The 19,707-nt window shown below is 63.0% G+C and carries 15 protein-coding genes and 1 tRNA gene; 2 read left to right on the top strand and 14 right to left on the bottom strand.

The window, feature by feature from the left end; all coding sequences use genetic code 11:
* The 4 genes from tuf to rpsL form a co-directional block, all read right to left on the bottom strand.
* Positions 1-1,169, bottom strand: a 1,169-nt coding sequence (tuf, locus tag EN862_RS21910; RefSeq protein ID WP_127868916.1) for an elongation factor Tu, incomplete at its 3' end; no start/stop codon positions are given.
* Between the two features lie 65 nt (positions 1,170-1,234).
* Complete coding sequence (gene fusA / locus EN862_RS21905; protein ID WP_127868898.1) at positions 1,235-3,325, bottom strand: elongation factor G; 2,091 nt, start codon at positions 3,323-3,325, stop codon at positions 1,235-1,237.
* Positions 3,326-3,352: 27 nt separating this feature from the next.
* Entirely contained in the window at positions 3,353-3,823 is a 471-nt protein-coding gene (gene rpsG / locus EN862_RS21900; RefSeq protein ID WP_027170372.1) for a 30S ribosomal protein S7, read from the bottom strand.
* Positions 3,824-3,832: 9 nt separating this feature from the next.
* Complete coding sequence (gene rpsL / locus EN862_RS21895; RefSeq protein ID WP_006202128.1) at positions 3,833-4,204, bottom strand: 30S ribosomal protein S12; 372 nt, start codon at positions 4,202-4,204, stop codon at positions 3,833-3,835.
* A 461-nt stretch (positions 4,205-4,665) separates the two neighbouring features.
* Here rpsL and EN862_RS21885 point away from each other — a divergent pair, with 461 nt between their 5' ends.
* Positions 4,666-4,947, top strand: coding sequence for a hypothetical protein (locus tag EN862_RS21885; RefSeq protein WP_040983044.1), 282 nt, complete (start codon positions 4,666-4,668; stop codon positions 4,945-4,947).
* An 86-nt stretch (positions 4,948-5,033) separates the two neighbouring features.
* Positions 5,034-5,963: a Gfo/Idh/MocA family oxidoreductase gene (locus EN862_RS21880; protein ID WP_127868899.1), complete on the top strand. Its 930-nt coding sequence runs from the start codon at positions 5,034-5,036 to the stop codon at positions 5,961-5,963.
* A 297-nt stretch (positions 5,964-6,260) separates the two neighbouring features.
* Here EN862_RS21880 and EN862_RS21875 read toward each other — a convergent pair whose 3' ends face one another.
* From EN862_RS21875 to EN862_RS21830, 10 genes are all read right to left on the bottom strand, one after another.
* A complete protein-coding gene (locus EN862_RS21875; protein WP_112131441.1) occupies positions 6,261-6,926 on the bottom strand; it encodes an O-methyltransferase in 666 nt (221 codons plus the stop codon).
* A 92-nt stretch (positions 6,927-7,018) separates the two neighbouring features.
* The gene (gene rpoC, locus EN862_RS21870) at positions 7,019-11,215 is read right to left on the bottom strand and encodes a DNA-directed RNA polymerase subunit beta' (RefSeq protein WP_042642156.1); all 4,197 of its coding nucleotides are present in this window, start codon (positions 11,213-11,215) and stop codon (positions 7,019-7,021) included.
* A 129-nt stretch (positions 11,216-11,344) separates the two neighbouring features.
* Complete coding sequence (gene rpoB, locus EN862_RS21865; protein ID WP_127868900.1) at positions 11,345-15,481, bottom strand: DNA-directed RNA polymerase subunit beta; 4,137 nt, start codon at positions 15,479-15,481, stop codon at positions 11,345-11,347.
* A 263-nt stretch (positions 15,482-15,744) separates the two neighbouring features.
* Complete coding sequence (gene rplL / locus EN862_RS21860; RefSeq protein WP_042642152.1) at positions 15,745-16,125, bottom strand: 50S ribosomal protein L7/L12; 381 nt, start codon at positions 16,123-16,125, stop codon at positions 15,745-15,747.
* A 54-nt stretch (positions 16,126-16,179) separates the two neighbouring features.
* Complete coding sequence (rplJ, locus tag EN862_RS21855; RefSeq protein ID WP_127868901.1) at positions 16,180-16,698, bottom strand: 50S ribosomal protein L10; 519 nt, start codon at positions 16,696-16,698, stop codon at positions 16,180-16,182.
* Between the two features lie 409 nt (positions 16,699-17,107).
* Positions 17,108-17,806, bottom strand: coding sequence for a 50S ribosomal protein L1 (rplA, locus tag EN862_RS21850; protein ID WP_112131437.1), 699 nt, complete (start codon positions 17,804-17,806; stop codon positions 17,108-17,110).
* A 4-nt stretch (positions 17,807-17,810) separates the two neighbouring features.
* A complete protein-coding gene (gene rplK / locus EN862_RS21845) occupies positions 17,811-18,239 on the bottom strand; it encodes a 50S ribosomal protein L11 (protein ID WP_042642146.1) in 429 nt (142 codons plus the stop codon).
* Positions 18,240-18,423: 184 nt separating this feature from the next.
* A complete protein-coding gene (gene nusG, locus EN862_RS21840) occupies positions 18,424-18,951 on the bottom strand; it encodes a transcription termination/antitermination protein NusG (protein WP_095818149.1) in 528 nt (175 codons plus the stop codon).
* A 27-nt stretch (positions 18,952-18,978) separates the two neighbouring features.
* Entirely contained in the window at positions 18,979-19,182 is a 204-nt protein-coding gene (secE, locus tag EN862_RS21835) for a preprotein translocase subunit SecE (RefSeq protein ID WP_127868902.1), read from the bottom strand.
* A gap of 348 nt (positions 19,183-19,530) precedes the next feature.
* A tRNA-Trp gene (locus tag EN862_RS21830) sits at positions 19,531-19,606 on the bottom strand.
* Positions 19,607-19,707: the final 101 nt, after the last annotated feature.

The following is a 19,707-nucleotide window of genomic DNA, read 5'->3' as shown; positions in this document are numbered from 1 at the left end:
TTGATGGTGACGACGATGCCGGCACCGACGGTGCGGCCGCCTTCACGGATGGCGAAGCGCAGCTTCTCTTCCATCGCGATCGGCACGATCAGCTCGACGTCGACGGTGATGTTGTCGCCGGGCATCACCATCTCGGTGCCGGCCGGCAGCGTCACGATGCCGGTCACGTCCGTCGTGCGGAAGTAGAACTGCGGACGGTAGTTGGTGAAGAACGGCGTGTGACGGCCACCCTCGTCCTTGGTCAGGATGTAGGCTTCGGCCACGAACTTCTTGTGCGGCTTCACCGAGCCGGGCTTGGCCAGAACCTGGCCGCGCTCGACGCCTTCACGGTCGATGCCTCGCAGCAGCGCGCCGATGTTGTCGCCGGCCTGACCCTGGTCGAGCAGCTTGCGGAACATCTCCACGCCCGTGCAGGTCGTCTTGGTGGTCGGACGGATGCCGACGATTTCCAGTTCCTCGCCGACCTTGACCACGCCGCGCTCGACGCGGCCGGTCACCACCGTGCCGCGGCCCGAGATCGAGAACACGTCCTCGATCGGCATCAGGAACGGCTTGTCCAGCGGACGAACAGGCGTCGGGATGTAGGCGTCGACCTGGGCCATCAGCTCGCGGATGGCGTCCTCGCCGATGGTCTTGTTGGAATCCTCAAGCGCGGCCAGAGCCGAGCCCTTGACGATCGGAATGTCGTCGCCGGGGAACTCGTTCTTCGACAAAAGCTCGCGAACCTCGAGCTCGACCAGCTCGAGCAGCTCGGCGTCGTCGACCTGATCGACCTTGTTGAGGAACACAACGATCGAGGGCACGCCGACCTGGCGGGCGAGCAGGATGTGCTCGCGGGTCTGCGGCATCGGGCCATCGGCGGCCGACACGACCAGGATCGCGCCGTCCATCTGGGCGGCACCGGTGATCATGTTCTTCACATAGTCGGCGTGGCCGGGGCAGTCGACGTGGGCATAGTGACGGTTGGCCGTCTCATACTCGACATGCGCCGTCGAGATCGTGATGCCGCGCGCCTTCTCTTCGGGGGCCGCGTCGATCTGGTCATAGCGCTTGTATTCGCCAAAATACTTCGTGATCGCCGCCGTCAGCGACGTCTTGCCATGATCGACGTGGCCGATCGTGCCAATGTTCACATGCGGCTTGGTGCGCTCGAATTTACCTTTTGCCATGTGATCTCTCCATTCCTGCCTGCCCGTGCGGGCCTTGAATTAAGGTCTCGTGCAACCCGCTCGAGTTACGCGTATTTCTTCTGAACTTCCTGGGCGACCGCGGTCGGAACCGGCTCGTAGTGGTCGAACTGCATCGTGTACTGGGCGCGGCCCTGCGACATCGAACGCAGATTGTCGACGTACTTGAACATGTTCGCCAGCGGCACCATCGCGTTGATGACGACGGCAACGCCGCGCGCTTCCTGGCCCTGGATCTGGCCACGACGGCCATTGAGGTCGCCGATAACGCCGCCGACATAATCTTCCGGCGTCACGACCTCGACCTTCATGATCGGCTCGAGCAGTTGCACGCCGAGGCGCGGAGCAGCTTCCTTGAAGCAGGCGCGAGAAGCGATTTCGAACGCCAGCACCGAGGAGTCGACGTCGTGGAAGGCGCCGTCGATCAGGGTCGCCTTGACGCCGATCATCGGGAAGCCGGCGAACGGGCCGGAACCCATGACGCTGTTGATGCCCTTCTCGACGCCCGGGATGTACTCCTTCGGAACCGCACCGCCGACGATCTTGGACTCGAACACGAACTCTTCGCTCTCGGTGTTCGGCTCAAACAGGATCTTGACGCGAGCGAACTGGCCGGTACCGCCGGTCTGCTTCTTGTGCGTGTAATCCTGTTCGTGCGTGCGGGTGATCGTCTCACGATAGGCCACCTGCGGCGCGCCGACGTTGGCTTCCACCTTGAACTCGCGGCGCATGCGGTCGACGATGATGTCGAGATGCAACTCGCCCATGCCGGCGATGATGGTCTGACCGCTTTCCTCGTCGGTCTTGACGCGGAAGGACGGATCCTCAGCCGCCAGGCGATGCAGCGCGAGGCCCATCTTTTCCTGGTCGTTCTTGGTCTTCGGCTCGATGGCGATCTGGATGACCGGATCGGGGAATTCCATGCGCTCGAGGATGACCGGGTGCAGCGGATCGCAGAGCGTGTCGCCGGTGGTCGTGTCCTTGAGGCCGGCCAGCGCAACGATGTCGCCGGCATAGGCTTCCTCGATGTCGGCGCGTGAGTTCGCATGCATCTGCAGCATGCGGCCGATGCGTTCCTTCTTGCCCTTCACCGTGTTGTCGAGCGAGGTGCCCTTGGTGAGCTTGCCCGAATAGATGCGGGCGAAGGTCAGCGAACCGACGAACGGGTCGTTCATGATCTTGAACGCCAGCATCGACAGCGGCTCGTTGTCATCGGCGTGACGCTCGATCTCGGCGTCGGTCTTGGCGTCGACACCCTTGATGGCCGGCACGTCGATCGGCGACGGCAGGTATTCGACGACGGCGTCTAGCAGCGGCTGCACGCCCTTGTTCTTGAAGGCCGAACCGCAGAACATCGGGAAGAACTTGACCGCGATGGTGCCCTTGCGGATCAGCGCGCGGATCTCGTCATTCGACGGCATGTTGCCTTCGAGGTAATTCTCGAGCGCGGTCTCGTCCATCTCGACGGCGGCTTCGATCATCTTCTCGCGGAACTGAGCGGCCTTTTCCTTGAGGTCGGCCGGGATCTCGACGACGTCCCAGGCGGCGCCCAGGGTTTCATCGCGCCAAACAAGCGCGTTCATCTCGACGAGGTCGACGACGCCCTTGAACTCGGTCTCGGCGCCGATCGGCAGCTGCATGACGACGGCCTGAGCGCCGAGGCGCGAACCGATCATTTCCACCGAGCGGTAGAAGTCGGCGCCGATCTTGTCCATCTTGTTGCAGAAGATCATGCGCGGCACGTGGTACTTGTCGGCCTGGCGCCACACGGTCTCCGTCTGCGGCTCCACGCCGGCGTTGGCGTCGAGCAGCGCGATGGCGCCGTCGAGCACGCGCAGCGAACGCTCGACTTCGATGGTGAAGTCGACGTGTCCGGGAGTGTCGATGATGTTGAAGCGGCGCATCTTGCCGTCACGACCCTTCCAGAAGGTCGTGGTCGCGGCCGACGTGATGGTGATGCCGCGTTCCTGCTCCTGCTCCATCCAGTCCATGGTGGCAGCGCCGTCATGGACTTCGCCGATCTTGTGCGACTTGCCCGTGTAGTACAGGACGCGCTCGGTCGTCGTCGTCTTGCCGGCGTCGATATGCGCCATGATACCGAAATTGCGGTAGTCTTCGATCTTGTATTCGCGGGCCATGGGAGGTGCCTCTCAGTCTCTTTCGCGTTACCAGCGGTAATGCGCGAAGGCGCGGTTGGCTTCCGCCATCTTGTGGGTGTCTTCACGCTTCTTGACGGCGGTGCCGCGGTTGTTGGCCGCGTCCATCAGCTCGCCCGAGAGGCGGTCGACCATGGTGGTCTCGTTGCGGTTGCGGGCCGCGGCGATCAGCCAGCGGATGGCCAGCGCCTGACGGCGCTCGGGGCGCACATCGACCGGAACCTGGTAGGTGGCGCCGCCGACGCGACGCGAGCGCACTTCCACATGCGGCGCGACATTGTCGAGCGCCTGGTGGAAGACGGTGACCGGCTCCTGCTTGGTCTTGGCCTGGACCTGGTCCAGCGCGCCATAGACGATGGTCTCGGCAACCGACTTCTTGCCGTCATACATGACGGCGTTCATGAACTTGGTGACGATCAGATCGCCGAACTTGGGATCCGGATTGATCTCACGCTTTTCTGCACTGTGACGACGGGACATGGGAAACCCTTACTTCGGACGCTTGGCGCCGTATTTCGAACGACGCTGCTTGCGGTTCTTCACACCCTGCGTGTCGAGCACGCCGCGGATGATGTGGTAGCGGACGCCCGGCAGATCCTTGACGCGGCCGCCGCGGATCATGACCACCGAGTGTTCCTGAAGGTTGTGGCCTTCGCCGGGGATGTAGCCGATCACCTCAAAACCGTTGGTCAGGCGAATCTTGGCCACCTTGCGCAGCGCCGAGTTCGGCTTCTTCGGCGTCGTGGTGTAGACGCGCGTGCAGACGCCCCGCTTCTGCGGGTTCTGCTGCATGGCCGGGACCTTGTTGCGCTTCACCGGCGCCAGGCGCGGCTTGCGGATCAGCTGGTTGACGGTAGGCATTAAACCCTCTTGTCTCTCAATTCCGTGTCTGCCCTGTCAGGGCCGCTCAAAGCGTCATTTCCATACGCGAATTCGGGCAACACACCGCGCCTCGCGGTCCTGCCCGAACAAATTGCAGAGGAAGCGGAAGCCGCTTCATGCGCGCCGGAAATGTCTTTTCGCTCGTAAAACGAACCCTGTTTGAGACAAACTCCAAAGCGTGTCGCCTCGGAAAGGCTGGTCTCACATCGGTTCTGACGTCGCGGCTTCTACTCGTAAGGCCATTGCCCGTCAACCCCGCAACGGCAAATATTGCGGTCAATTCGAGGCTTGGCAGCCATGCGCAAAACGCATGTAATTTTATTGCGCCTTTTTTCAAGAGCGAGGAAGAAAGTGACCGGCTTGCGGCTGTCTTCCCGATCTGCTTCGTGCCAAAAGGCGCCTTGAACCGGATTTTCCGCCGGCAAACGAGGAATCAGCCCGTGAACGACAATGAAGAACGGCCGGTCACCATCATCACCGGACGAGTCTGGCGCAAGAAAGGAGGCAAGCCGGAAGGCGTGCATGTGATGCTCGTCGCGCCCGACGATGATTCTGCCGTGCGTCGCGCGCTCGAATCACTTGCCGCGGAAGGATTCGCGGAGGCCGAGCTCGACCAGATTGGCGACATGGAAGGCGAGCCCGACGAGGAGCCGCATTTGTCGGCCTATCAGGGCGCGCTGGAAGGCGAGGTCTCGATCGTCACTTTCGACGAGCCGTTCTGACCTCGCTGCCGTGCGCAACGTCCCTTCCCCGCTCTGCCCCCCAACGCTTCCCTATTAGACAGCCATTCTTTGCTTCCGGAGTTCCCATGACCAGCAATCCCATCAAGCTCGGCATCGTCGGCGTGGGCAAGATCGTGCGCGACCAGCACCTGCCCGCGGTCGCCAAGGACGGCGATTACCAGCTTGCCGCCGCGGCTAGCCGCCACGGCAAGGTCGACGGCATTCCGAACTACCCGACAATCGAGGCGATGCTTGCAGCCGAACCCGGCCTCGATGCGGTCTCGCTCTGCATGCCGCCGCAGTTCCGCTACGATGCGGCGCGCACCGCGCTGGAAGCGAAGAAGCATGTGTTCCTCGAAAAGCCGCCGGGCGCCACGGTGAGCGAGGTCGAGCACCTCAAGGCGCTGGCCGACAAGAACGGCGTCTCGCTCTTCGCCAGCTGGCATTCGCGCTATGCGCCGGCGGTCGGGGCCGCGCGTAGTTTCCTGGCTTCGGCCAAGCTCACTTCCGCTGCCATCAACTGGAAGGAAGATGTGCGCCGCTGGCATCCGAACCAGGAATGGATTTGGGAACCGGGCGGCTTCGGCGTCTTCGATCCGGGCATCAACGCGCTGTCGATTGCCACCCACATCCTGCCGCCGATGTTCATCACCTCGGCCGTGCTCGACTTTCCGGAAAACCGCGCGGCTCCGGTCGCCGCGCATGTCGCCTTCCGCACCTCGAACGGCCTGCCGGTGACGATGGAACTCGACTGGCTGCAGACCGGCCCGCAGAGCTGGGACATTCTGGCTGAAACCGACAAGGGCAAGATGGTGCTGTCCGGCGGCGGCGCCAAGCTCGCCCTCGACGACGAGATCGTCCATGACGAGCCGGAAGCCGAATACCCGATGCTCTACAAACGTTTCGCCGAGATCGTTCGGGCAGGTACTTCAGACGTCGACCTCGCGCCGCTGCAGCACGTTGCCGACGCCTTCATGCTGGGCAAGCGCAATGTGGTCGAGGCGTTCTTCGACTGAGTGTGCACGCGGGGGATCGCAGACCTGCTGGAATGCACGCTCGCGCCACGTCGACCCCCACTCCGTCTCGGCTTCGCCGAGCCACCTCTCCCCCGATCGACGGGGTAGAGGAAAGGGCCAAGCTTTTTGCCCCCAACGCTCGTCCAGCAAGGCTCCCTTCCTTTCCCTCCGGAGGGGGGGGAAAGGTGGCGCTGCGAAGCAGCGACGGATTGGGGGAAGCCGGTCGTCAAACGAAAAGCCGATGACAAGTGAGCATGACCGAGTTGACCTGATATCATCATCATTCACGATGTGCCGTCACTCGACGATCGCAATTGCAAATCCGTCATAACCCTTGGCGCCAACCGTCTGGATGGCGGTGCCGTCCAGCCGCTTCTCGCCGCCGATGAACGAAAACGCGGCGCGGGCGCCTTCGACATTGACGTCGCCGCTGTTCTTTTTCACGACCGCGCCGTCGCGGATGACGTTGTCGCAGACGATGACCGTGCCCGGGCGCGACAGCTTCATCGCCCAGTCGAGATAGTTCGGATTGTTGGGCTTGTCGGCGTCGATGAAGATCAGGTCGAACGGGTCGGCGTTTTCGCTGACCAGCGCGGCGAGCGACTGAAGCGCGGGACCGATCCGTAGGTCGACCTTGCCGGAAACCCCTGCCCGCTCGAAATTCGAACGCGCGACCTTGGCGTGGTGCGGTTCGAGCTCCAGCGTCACCACCTTGCCGTCGGCCGGCAGTCCCCTTGCCATCCAGATGGTCGAGTAGCCGCCGAGCGTGCCGACCTCTAGCACCTTTTTCGCGCCGCGGATGCGCACCAGCAGCGACAGCAATTTACCTTGCGCGGCCGAGACGTCGATCGCCGGCAGGCCCTGGTCGCGGTTGGCCTTAAGCACCGCGTCCAGCACGGGATCCGCTTGGAAAAGCGAGGAAACGATATAGTCGTCGACTGCCGTCCAGGTCTTGCTGCTCATAGCTCTTCCTCGTTCGTGAAGTCCTCGTTCGAAGCCAAAATGCAAGAAGGGGCCGCGTGGGCCCCTTCTCTACGTTTTTCATATCACGCCGCTTACTGCGCGGCGTTGACCATGTCGGTCAGCATCGGGTCGGCGACCTCGACACCGGAGGCCTTGCGGCGCTCGTCGATGATAAGCTCGTCGCGCGAGGTGGCGATGCGCCGGATCTGGCTCATCGTGCCGCCGGTGCCGGCCGGGATCAGACGGCCGACGATGACGTTCTCCTTCAGGCCCTGCAGCATGTCGGTCTTGCCGGCAACTGCTGCCTCGGTGAGCACCCTGGTCGTCTCCTGGAAGGAAGCGGCCGAGATGAAGGACGGCGTCTGCAGCGAGGCCTTGGTGATGCCGAGCAGCACCGGCTGACCTTCGGCCGGCTTCTTGCCGTCCTCGATCAGGCGCTCGTTGACCTCTTCCAGCTCGATCACGTCGACATGGTCGCCCGGGATGTAGGTCGAGTCGCCCTGCGTGGTGATCTCGACCTTCTGCAGCATCTGGCGAACGATCACCTCGATGTGCTTGTCGTTGATCGACACGCCCTGCAGGCGGTAGACCTCCTGGATCTCGTTGACGAGGTAGGACGCAAGCGCCTCCACGCCCTTGATCGCCAGGATGTCGTGCGGCGCCGGATTGCCGTCGAGGATGTAGTCGCCCTTCTCGATGACGTCGCCGTCCTGGAGGTGGAACGGCTTGCCCTTCGGGATCAGGTACTCCACCGGCTCCAGCGTCGAGTCATGCGGCTCGATGATGATGCGGCGCTTGTTCTTGTAGTCGCGGCCGAAGCGGATCGTGCCATCGATCTCGGCGATGATGGCGTGATCCTTCGGACGGCGAGCCTCGAACAGTTCCGCAACACGCGGCAGACCACCAGTGATGTCCTTGGTCTTGGCGCTTTCCATCGGGATACGCGCCAGCACGTCGCCCGGCTTCACATGGGCGCCCGGCTCGACCGACAGGATGGCCTCGACCGAGAGCAGGAAGCGTGCATCGCCGCCCTTCGACAGCTTGCCGACCTTGCCCTTGGCGTCCTGGATGACGATCGCCGGCTTCAGGTCGCTGCCGCGCGGCGTCGAACGCCAGTCGATCACCTCACGCTTGGTGATGCCGGTCGACTCGTCGGCAGTTTCTTGAACTGAGATGCCGTCGACCAGGTCCTCGAACGCCACCCTGCCCTCGATTTCGGTGAGGATCGGGCGGGTATAGGGATCCCACTCGGCGATACGCTGGCCGCGCTTCACCTTGTCGCCATCGTCCACGAAGATGCGCGAACCATAGGCGACGCGGTGCGTGGCGCGCTCCTTGCCGGTCTCATCGAGGATGAGCACCGCCATGTTGCGGCCCATGACCATCTGCTGGCCTTCCGAGTTGCGCACCACGTTGCGGTTGCGGATCTGCACCTTGCCCTCATAGGAGGCTTCAAGGAACGAGCTATCCACCACCTGCGCCGTGCCGCCCATGTGGAAGGTACGCATGGTGAGCTGGGTGCCCGGCTCGCCGATCGACTGCGCCGCGATGACGCCGACAGCCTCGCCCTGGTTGACGGGCGTGCCGCGGGCCAGGTCGCGACCGTAGCAGACGGCGCACACGCCGGTCCTGACCTCGCAGGTCAGCGCCGAGCGGATGCGGACCGACTGCACGCCGGCCTTTTCGATCTGCTCGACATCGCGCTCGTCCATCAGCTTGCCGGCCTTGACCAGCAGATCGCCGGTGACCGGATGGTTGATGTCGTCGAGCGCGGTACGGCCCAGCACGCGCTGGCCGACCGAGGCGACGATCTGGCCGGCATCGACGATCGGCTGCATGGTGAGGCCCTTGTCGGTGCCGCAATCCACGGAGTTGACGATGCAGTCCTGCGCCACGTCGACGAGACGGCGGGTGAGGTAGCCCGAGTTCGCGGTCTTCAAGGCGGTGTCGGCCAGACCCTTGCGGGCGCCGTGGGTCGAGTTGAAGTACTCGAGCACGGTGAGGCCTTCCTTGAAGTTCGAGATGATCGGCGTCTCGATGATTTCACCCGACGGCTTGGCCATCAGGCCGCGCATGCCGGCAAGCTGACGCATCTGGGTGGGCGAACCGCGCGCACCCGAATGCGACATCATGTAGATCGAATTCATCGGCTTCTGACGGCCGTTGTCCTCGAATTCCACCGCCTTGATGCGCGCCATCATCTCGTCGGCGACCTTTTCCGAGCACTTGGCCCAGGCGTCGACGACCTTGTTGTACTTCTCGCCCTGCGTGATCAGGCCGTCATTGTACTGCTGCTCGTACTCCTTGGCCAAAGCCTCGGTCTCGGAGACCAGCTTCAGCTTGGTATCCGGGATCAGCATGTCGTCCTTGCCGAACGAAATGCCGGCACGGCAAGCATGGGCAAAGCCAAGCGCCATGATGCGGTCGCAGAAGATGACCGTCTCTTTCTGACCGCAGTGGCGGTAGACGGTGTCGATCATCTTGGAGATGTTCTTCTTGGTCATCTCCTGGTTGGCGGTCTCATACGGCACGTTGACGTTCTTCGGCAGAAGCTCGCCGATGATCATGCGGCCGGGCGTGGTGTCGTAGATCTTCGACACGACGTTACCTTCGGCGTCGACCGTGCGGAAGCGGCCCTTGATCTTGGCGTGCAGCGTCACTGCCTTGGTCTCCAGCGCATGCTGGAGCTCGCCCATGTCGGCAAACACCATGCCTTCGCCCGGCTCGTTCTGGTTGACGATCGAGAGATAGTAGAGACCGAGAACCATGTCCTGCGACGGCACGATGATCGGCGCGCCGGAGGCCGGGTGCAGGATGTTGTTGGTCGACATCATCAGCACGCGGGCTTCGAGCTGCGCTTCCAGCGACAGCGGCACGTGGACCGCCATCTGGTCACCGTCGAAGTCCGCGTTGAAGGCGGTGCAGACCAGCGGATGCAGCTGGATCGCCTTGCCTTCGATCAGGGTCGGCTCGAACGCCTGGATGCCGAGGCGGTGCAGCGTCGGCGCGCGGTTCAACAGCACCGGATGCTCGCGGATGACCTCGTCGAGGATATCCCAAACCTCCGGACGCTCCTTCTCGACCAGCTTCTTCGCCTGCTTGACGGTCGAGGAGAAACCCTTGGCGTCGAGGCGGGCGTAGATGAAGGGCTTGAACAGCTCGAGCGCCATCTTCTTCGGCAGGCCGCACTGATGCAGCTTCAGCTCCGGACCGGTCACGATGACCGAGCGGCCGGAATAGTCGACGCGCTTGCCGAGCAGGTTCTGGCGGAACCGGCCCTGCTTGCCCTTGAGCATGTCGGACAGCGACTTCAGCGGACGCTTGTTGGCGCCGGTGATGACGCGGCCGCGACGGCCGTTGTCGAACAGCGCGTCGACGGCTTCCTGCAGCATGCGCTTTTCATTGCGCACGATGATGCCGGGCGCACGCAGCTCGATCAGCCGCTTCAGGCGGTTGTTGCGGTTGATGACGCGGCGATAGAGATCGTTCAGATCCGACGTGGCGAAGCGGCCGCCGTCCAGGGGAACCAGCGGGCGCAGGTCCGGCGGGATCACCGGAACCACCTTCATGATCATCCATTCCGGACGGTTGCCGGATTCCATGAAGTTCTCGACGACCTTGAGCCGCTTCAGATACTTCTTCTGCTTCAGCTCGGAGGTGGTCGAAGCCAGCTCCGAACGCAGGTCGCCGGCGATCTTCTCAAGGTCCATGCCGGCCAGGAGGTCATGGATGGCCTCGGCGCCGATCATGGCGGTGAAAGAATCCTCGCCATACTCGTCGACGGCGAGCATGTACTCTTCCTCGCTGAGGAGCTGGTTCTCCTTCAGCGCGGTGAGGCCCGGCTCGGTGACGATGTAGTTCTCGAAGTAGAGCACACGCTCGATGTCCTTGAGGGTCATGTCGAGCAGCGTGCCGATGCGCGAGGGCAGCGACTTCAGGAACCAGATATGGGCGACGGGCGCGGCGAGCTCGATATGGCCCATGCGCTCGCGGCGAACGCGCGACAGCGTGACTTCGACGCCGCACTTTTCGCAGATGACGCCCTTGTACTTCATGCGCTTGTACTTGCCGCACAGGCATTCATAGTCCTTGATCGGGCCAAAAATACGCGCGCAGAACAGGCCGTCACGCTCCGGCTTGAAGGTGCGGTAGTTGATGGTCTCCGGCTTCTTGATCTCGCCGAACGACCAGGACAGAATCTTCTCTGGGCTGGCAAGCGAGATCCGGATGGAATCGAACACCTGCGCAGGCGCCTGCGGGTTGAAGAGATTCATGACCTCTTGGTTCATGCCGTTCTCCTTTTCGGGGTCCTCGATAACCCCTTCAATCGATCGCGGACGAAATGTCCGCAGACTGGCCGGTTGCCCGACCGAAAAATTTCAAGGGCGCGCCGCATCCTGGAGCGGCGCGCCATTGCCTTACTCGGCTGCGTCGGGAAGACGCGTCTGGGTCTCTTCGACCTGGGTGTTCTCCAGCTCCACATTGAGGCCGAGCGAGCGCATTTCCTTGACGAGAACGTTGAAGCTCTCCGGAATGCCCGCCTCGAACGTGTCGTCGCCGCGCACGATCGCTTCGTAGACCTTGGTGCGGCCGGCCACGTCGTCCGACTTCACCGTCAGCATTTCCTGCAGCGTGTAGGCGGCGCCGTAGGCTTCGAGCGCCCAGACCTCCATTTCGCCGAAGCGCTGGCCGCCGAACTGCGCCTTGCCGCCCAGCGGCTGCTGGGTGACGAGCGAGTACGGACCGATCGAACGCGCGTGGATCTTGTCGTCCACCAGGTGGTGCAGCTTGAGCATATAGATATAGCCCATCGTCACCTTGCGATCGAACGGCTCGCCGGTGCGGCCGTCATAGAGCTGCGACTGACCGCTGGTGTGCAGGCCTGCCTGCTCCAGCATGGTGTTGATGTCGACCTCGTGCGCGCCGTCGAACACCGGTGTCGCGATGGAGACGCCGCGGCGCATCTGCTCGCTCAGGCGAACGATGCTCTCGTCGTCATATTCGCGGATCGGCTCGTTGCGGTCGTTGGCCGGCATGAAGCTTTCCAGCGTCTTGCGCAGCGGCTTGATGTCGCCGCCGCCCTTATACGCGTCGATCAGCTCGCCGATCTTCCTGCCCATGCCTGCGCAAGCCCAGCCCAGATGCGTTTCCAGGATCTGGCCGACATTCATGCGGCTAGGCACACCCAGCGGGTTGAGCACGATATCGGCATGCGTGCCGTCCTCGAGGAAAGGCATGTCCTCGACCGGAACGATGCGCGACACGACACCCTTGTTGCCGTGACGGCCGGCCATCTTGTCGCCCGGCTGCATCTTGCGCTTCACCGCCACGAAGACCTTGACCATCTTCATGACGCCCGGAGGCATTTCGTCGCCGCGCTGCACCTTCTCGACCTTGTCCATGAAGCGCTGCTCGAGCGCCTTCTTGGACTCATCATACTGGCCGCGCAGAGCCTCGAGCTCGCCCTGGAGCTTCTCGTTCTCCACGGCGAACTGCCACCACTGCGAACGCGGATACTCGTCGAGCGTATCCTTCGACAGCTTCGAACCCTTCTTGAAGCCCTTCGGTCCGGCGATCGCTTCCTTGCCGACCAGCGTGTCGGAAAGACGCGCATAGACGTTGCGGTCGAGGATCGCCTGCTCGTCGTCGCGGTCCTTGGCCAGGCGCTCGATCTCCTCGCGCTCGATCGCCATCGCGCGCTCGTCCTTCTCCACGCCGTGGCGGTTGAAGACGCGCACTTCGACGACTGTGCCGAAGGTGCCCGGAGGCATGCGCATGGAGGTGTCGCGAACGTCCGAGGCCTTCTCGCCGAAGATGGCGCGCAGAAGCTTTTCTTCCGGCGTCATCGGGCTTTCGCCCTTCGGCGTGATCTTGCCGACCAGGATATCGCCCGGCTGCACTTCGGCACCGATATAGACGATGCCGGCCTCGTCGAGGTTCTTCAGCGCTTCTTCCGAAACGTTCGGAATGTCGCGCGTGATTTCCTCCGGCCCGAGCTTGGTGTCGCGCGCCATGACCTCGAACTCCTCGATGTGGATCGAGGTGAAGACGTCATCGGCCACGATGCGCTCGGAGAGCAGGATCGAGTCCTCGTAGTTGTAGCCGTTCCACGGCATGAACGCGACCAGCACGTTGCGGCCGAGCGCCAGATCGCCGAGCTCGGTCGACGGACCGTCGGCGATGATGTCGCCCTTGTTGACGCGGTCGCCCATGCGCACCAGCGGACGCTGGTTGATGCAGGTGTTCTGGTTCGAACGCTGGAACTTCATCAGCCGGTAGATGTCGACGCCGGACTTGCCGGGATCGAGGTCTTCCGTGGCGCGGATGACGATACGGGTCGCGTCGACCTGGTCGACCACGCCGCCGCGGCGGGCGCCGATGGCGGCGCCAGAGTCACGGGCGACGACCGGCTCCATGCCGGTGCCGACGAACGGCGCCTCGGCGCGCACCAGCGGCACGGCCTGACGCTGCATGTTCGAGCCCATCAGCGCGCGGTTGGCGTCGTCGTTCTCGAGGAACGGGATAAGCGCCGCCGCAACAGAGACCATCTGCTTCGGCGAGACGTCCATCAGGTCGACGTTTTCGCGCGGCGCCATCATCACTTCGCCGGCGTTACGGCAAATGACGAACTCGTCGACGAAGCTGCCGTTCTTGTCGAGCTCGGCGTTGGCCTGCGCGACATAGTGCTTGGCCTCTTCCATCGCCGACAGGTAGACAACCTCGTTGGTCAGCTTGCCGTTCACGATCTTGCGGTATGGGCTTTCGATGAAGCCGTACTTGTTGACGCGTGCGAAAGTGGCGAGCGAGTTGATCAGACCGATATTCGGACCTTCCGGCGTCTCGATCGGGCAGATGCGGCCGTAATGCGTCGGGTGCACGTCGCGCACCTCGAAGCCGGCGCGCTCGCGGGTCAGACCGCCCGGTCCAAGCGCCGAAAGGCGACGCTTGTGGGTGATCTCCGACAGCGGGTTGGTCTGGTCCATGAACTGCGACAGCTGCGAGGAACCGAAGAACTCGCGCACGGCGGCGGCCGCCGGCTTGGCGTTGATCAGGTCCTGCGGCATGACCGTGTCGATCTCGATCGAGGACATGCGTTCCTTGATCGCGCGCTCCATGCGCAGCAGGCCGACGCGGTACTGGTTCTCCATGAGCTCGCCGACCGAGCGCACGCGGCGGTTGCCGAGATTGTCGATGTCGTCGATCTCGCCCTTGCCGTCGCGCAGTTCCACCAGCGTCTTGACCACGGCCAGGATGTCTTCCTTGCGCAGCACGCGCACGGTGTCCTCGGCCTTGAGCTCGAGGCGCATGTTCATCTTGACGCGGCCGACAGCCGACAGGTCATAGCGCTCGCTGTCGAAGAACAGCGAGTTGAACATGGCTTCGGCGGTCTCGAGCGTCGGCGGCTCGCCCGGACGCATGACGCGGTAGATGTCGAACAGCGCGTCCTGGCGGCTTTCGTTCTTGTCGACGGCCAGCGTGTTGCGGATGTAGGCGCCGACATTGACGTGGTCGATGTCCAGGATCTGGATCTCGTCCTCGCCGGTGCCGAGCAGCACCTTCAGCGTCTTGTCGTCGATCTCGTCGCCGGCCTCGAGGAAGATCTCGCCGGTGGCGTAGTTGACGATGTCCTCGGCAAGGTAGTTGCCGAGCAGGTCCTCGTCGGTCGCCTTGATGGCCTTGAGGCCCTTCTCGCCAAGCTGGCGGGCCTGGCGGGCGGTGATCTTCTTGCCGGCCTCGACAACGACTTCGCCCGTGTCGGCGTCAACCAGGTCGCCAACGGCCTTGAGGCCGCGGAACCGCTCGACGTTGAACGGAATGCGCCAGTGGTCGCCGGAGCGCTTGTAGGTGATCTTGTTGTAGAAGGTCGAGAGGATCTCCTCGCCGTCCATGCCGAGCGCCATCAGAAGCGACGTCACCGGGATCTTGCGGCGGCGGTCGATGCGGGCGTGCACGACGTCCTTGCTATCGAACTCGATGTCGAGCCACGAGCCGCGATAGGGGATGACGCGCGCGGCAAACAGCAGCTTGCCCGACGAGTGCGATTTGCCCTTGTCATGGTCGAAGAAGACGCCCGGCGAGCGGTGCATCTGCGAGACGATGACACGCTCGGTGCCGTTGACGATGAAGGTGCCGTTCGACGTCATGAGCGGCATATCGCCCATATAAACGTCCTGCTCCTTGATGTCCTTGATCGACTTCGCGCCGGTATCCTCGTCGATATCGAACACGATGAGACGCAGCGTCACCTTGAGCGGCGCAGCATAGGTCAGGTCGCGCTGACGGCATTCGTCAACGTCGAATTTCGGTGCCTCGAACTCGTACTTCACGAACTCCAGCATGGAGGAGCCGGAAAAGTCGGAGATCGGGAAGACCGACTTGAAAACGGCCTGCAGCCCTTCGTCCGGACGGCCGCCCTTGGGCTCGTCCACCATCAGGAACTGGTCATAGGATGCCTTCTGAACCTCGATCAGGTTCGGCATCTCCGCAACTTCCGGGATCTTTCCGAAGAACTTGCGTACGCGTCTGCGGCCATTGAAAGTCTGGGTCTGGGCCATCGTCGCTCCTTAGCTCTAAACTCGGGACGAACCTCGCCGCGGCTCGCCTTGCACCAACGGGCGGCCTCGGCGGCTGCCCCTATCTGTTCTTTGCCGTTCACTGCCAACAGCTTGGCGGCAGCCGGCTAAAACGGGAGAAAACCCGTTTCCGGAAGGCCGCTTTTCGGCCCTCAGGAAAGAGGTTTTCAAACGCCTCGCGCAACAACACCCTCCCTCAACCCAAGGGAGGGGGCGGACGGCGCGAGACCGTCCGCCCTCGCCTGTTACTTCAGCTCGACCTTGGCGCCAGCTGCTTCCAGCTGAGCCTTGAACTTGTCGGCGTCGGCCTTGGAAACGCCTTCCTTGACCGGCTTCGGAGCCGCTTCGACCAGGTCCTTGGCTTCCTTGAGGCCAAGGCCGGTGATGGCGCGGACTTCCTTGATGACGTTGATCTTCTGGGCGCCGGCATCGGCGAGAACGACGTCGAATTCCGTCTTCTCTTCAGCCGGAGCAGCAGCAGCGGCAGCACCACCGGCGGCGGCGGCAACAGCCACCGGAGCGGCGGCCGAAACGCCCCACTTCTCTTCCAGGAGCTTCGACAGCTCAGCCGCCTCGAGGACGGTCAGGCTCGAAAGGTCGTCTACGATCTTCGCGAGATCAGCCATTTGTATATTCCTTCAATTGGTTCGAACGTGTGTTGTTGACAGCGAGGAACGGCCTCATGCCGCCTCGTCCTTCCGGGCGTAAGCGCCGATGACACGCGCGACCGAAGCCGCGGGCGCATTGACGATCTGGGCGATCCGGGTTGCCGGCGTGGCGATCATGCCAACCAGCTTGGCGCGCAGCTCGTCGAGCGACGGCATCGTGGCGAGTGCCTTGACACCATCGGCGTTGAGCGAGGTCGAGCCCATCGCGCCGCCGAGAATGACCAGCTTGTCATTCCCCTTAGCGAATTCGGACGCGACCTTCGGCGCCGCAATCGGATCCTCCGAATAAGCGACCAGCGTCTGTCCCTTGAACAGATCGATGATCGATGCGGAGTCCGTGCCCTGAAGAGCGATCTTGGCGAGACGGTTCTTCGCGACTTTGACGGTGCCGCCGGCAGCGCGCATCTTCGACCGAAGGTCGTTCATTTGCGCCACGGTGATACCGGCGTAGTGGGCCACGACGACTGAACCCGCGTTCGAGAACGCATCATTCAGGCCCGTGACGAGTTCGCGCTTTTCCGCTCTGTCCACTGCCTATCTCCAGTTGACCCCTGCCTCATTCTCGAGGTCAGAAGTCGGGTTGCCTTTTGCCGGCCGGGCCATCCAAAAACGGATCTCCCGAACGACGCTCGAGGATCCTGCCCCCTTTCTCGCCACACCGACGGCGAAGCCGGCGATGCGCTGACAAAAGGCAAACACGGTTCGAACCTTTCATTGGAGCACTTGCTCCTTTGTCGGGTCTTCACCCGTCTCATGCAGGCCCAAGTGAATTAAGGCTTTTGGGCCGCCTGCAATCTCGGACAGGATATCCGGAAACCTTCCGGCTTCCGGGGTACCGAGCCGCCGACGGATCGGCGGTCCGGAATTCTTCTTTGCTGGAGCATGATCTTTCTTTTCGGGATCATGCTCTAGCGATCGGCCTAAACCGACCGAATGACACTTACGACGCGGCGAGCGTCGCGATGTCCAGCTTGAGGCCGGGGCCCATCGTCGAGGTGACCGACACCTTCTTGACGTAGTTGCCCTTGGCGCCGGCCGGCTTGGCCTTGTTCACCGCATCGGCGAAAGCCCGGACATTCTCTTCCAGCGCCTTGACGTCGAATGAGACCTTGCCAACGCCGGCCTGGACGATGCCGGCCTTCTCGACGCGGAACTCGACGGCGCCGCCCTTCGAAGCCTTGACGGCCGCGGCGACATCGGTGGTCACGGTGCCGACCTTCGGGTTCGGCATCATGCCGCGCGGGCCGAGCACCTTACCCAGACGGCCGACCAGCGGCATCATGTCCGGCGTGGCGATGCAGCGATCGAAATCGATCGTGCCCTTCTGGACGATCTCGACAAGGTCCTCGGCGCCAACGATATCGGCGCCGGCGGCCTTGGCTTCCTCGGCCTTGTCGCCACGGGCGAACACGGCGACACGCACCGAGCGGCCGGTGCCGTTCGGCAGGTTGACCACGCCGCGGACCATCTGGTCGGCATGGCGCGGATCGACGCCGAGATTCATCGAGATCTCGACGGTCTCGTCGAACTTCACCTTGGACCGGTCCTTGAGCAGCTGCAGCGCCTCGGAGAGCGCATAAGCCTTGTTCGGATCGATGCCTTCGCGGCTCTTGGCAACACGCTTTGCAATCTTTGCCATGATCTTAGCCCACCACTTCCAGGCCCATCGAGCGGGCGGAGCCCTCGACCATGCGCATGGCCGCCTCGACGTCGTTTGCGTTCAGGTCCTTCATCTTCTGCTCGGCGATCGCGCGCACCTTGTCGCGGCTGATCGTGCCGACCTTGGTCTTGCCCGGCTCCTTGGAGCCCGACTTCAGGTTGGCGGCCTTCTTCAGGAAGTAGCTCACCGGCGGCGTCTTCATGACGAAGGTGAACGACTTGTCCTGGTAGTAGGTGATGACGACCGGGATCGGCGATCCCTTCTCGAGCTCCTGCGTCTGCGCGTTGAACGCCTTGCAGAATTCCATGATGTTGATGCCGCGCTGACCAAGCGCCGGGCCGATCGGGGGCGACGGCGTGGCCGAGCCCGCGGCAACCTGGAGCTTGAGCTGGCCTGCAACTTTCTTAGCCATCTCTATTCCTGCCTTTTCTCATGCCGGCCCATTAGCGGGACACCGGCGGTTGCAGTCTGGTGGTGCGGTTCCGACGGCCGGCTATGCCGCCCTCGCCTCCCACCCGTTCATGCGGCGCTTTTGGCACCGCGCCGTCGCCCTGCGGGCGCGGGTTTGCCGACGCCTTGCGGCGCGGCTAATCGGATCAGCCCTTTTCGACCTGTCCGAACTCCAGATCGACGGGCACGGCGCGCCCGAAGATCGAAACTTCCACCTTGAGGCGGGCGCGCTCCTCGTCCACTTCCTGGACGACGCCGTTGAACGACGCGAACGGACCGTCCGAAACGCGGATCGCCTCGCCAATCTCGAAGGTGACCGAGGGCTTCGGCCGCTCGACACCTTCCTGAACCTGGTTCAGGATGCGCTGCGCCTCGGTCTCGGTGATCGGCACGGGCTTGGAGTCGCCCAGGAAGCCGGTGACCTTGGGCGTGTTCTTGACCAGCGAGAACACGGCGTCGGTCAGGTTGGCCTTCAGGAGCACATAGCCCGGGAAGAACTTGCGCTCGGCATCGACCTTGCGACCGCGGCGGATCTCGACGACCTTCTCGGTCGGCACCACGATCTGCTCGATCTCGCCGGCCAGGCCCTTCTGCTTGGCCTTGTTCTCGATATCCTCGGCGACCTTCTTCTCGAAGTTCGAATAGGCGTGGACGATATACCACCGCGCAGTCATTTCACGACCTCTCCGTAAACCGCCGAATTAATGCCCGAGACCCAGGATCCACTCGATCGCGTAGCCCATGGCTATATCGGCCGCGAAAAAGAAGAGCATCGCGATCACCGCGAAAACCAGGACCATCACGGTCGAGATCATGGTTTCGCGCCGCGACGGCCATGTCACCTTTGCCGTCTCCGCGCGAACCTGCTGGAGAAAGGTGAAGGGATTAGTGGTTTTCGAAGCCATGTGCTGCCTGTTTTCAAGACCCGTTGGCCGGGCCTCCTGGATGATCCCGCTGGCCGGGACGTGCCGCCTGGGCGCTATGCGGCGCGAATCAGCGCCGCTATTTCACCCACGCAAATCAGACGCGTAAAGCCGGCTTCCCAGCTCCACGCGTCGCGTGTCTGTTCTGTCTACATAAAACCGATTCTTAATCCACGCAAGTGGCAAGGGTCCGCTTTATGTCCTAACGCCGCCTCGGAACCATCCAGTCGTCCCGTCCCGGCTATGCGGGGCTTATGCCCCAATTCCCGCCATATGGCAAGCCGCCCGCCGATTTTCAACAGCGGAGGCCTTCGATATGCCGTTTGGAAATGGCACGGGCAGCAGGGCTCGAACCTACGACCTGCGGTTTTGGAGACCGCCGCTCTACCAACTGAGCTATGCCCGTGCATGCGCTTGTTCGGCGCAGGCGCTTCCTAAAAGCTTCCGGGCCCTCTGTAAAGAGCACCGACCTGCCGTTTTCAAAGCTTTGCCGGATTTCATGCATGC

Source organism: Mesorhizobium sp. M2E.F.Ca.ET.219.01.1.1 (assembly GCF_004016445.2).
Lineage (GTDB): Bacteria > Pseudomonadota > Alphaproteobacteria > Rhizobiales > Rhizobiaceae > Mesorhizobium.
The sequence above is the reverse complement of the archived record's forward strand: the minus strand, read 5'-3'. Positions and strand labels throughout refer to the sequence as shown.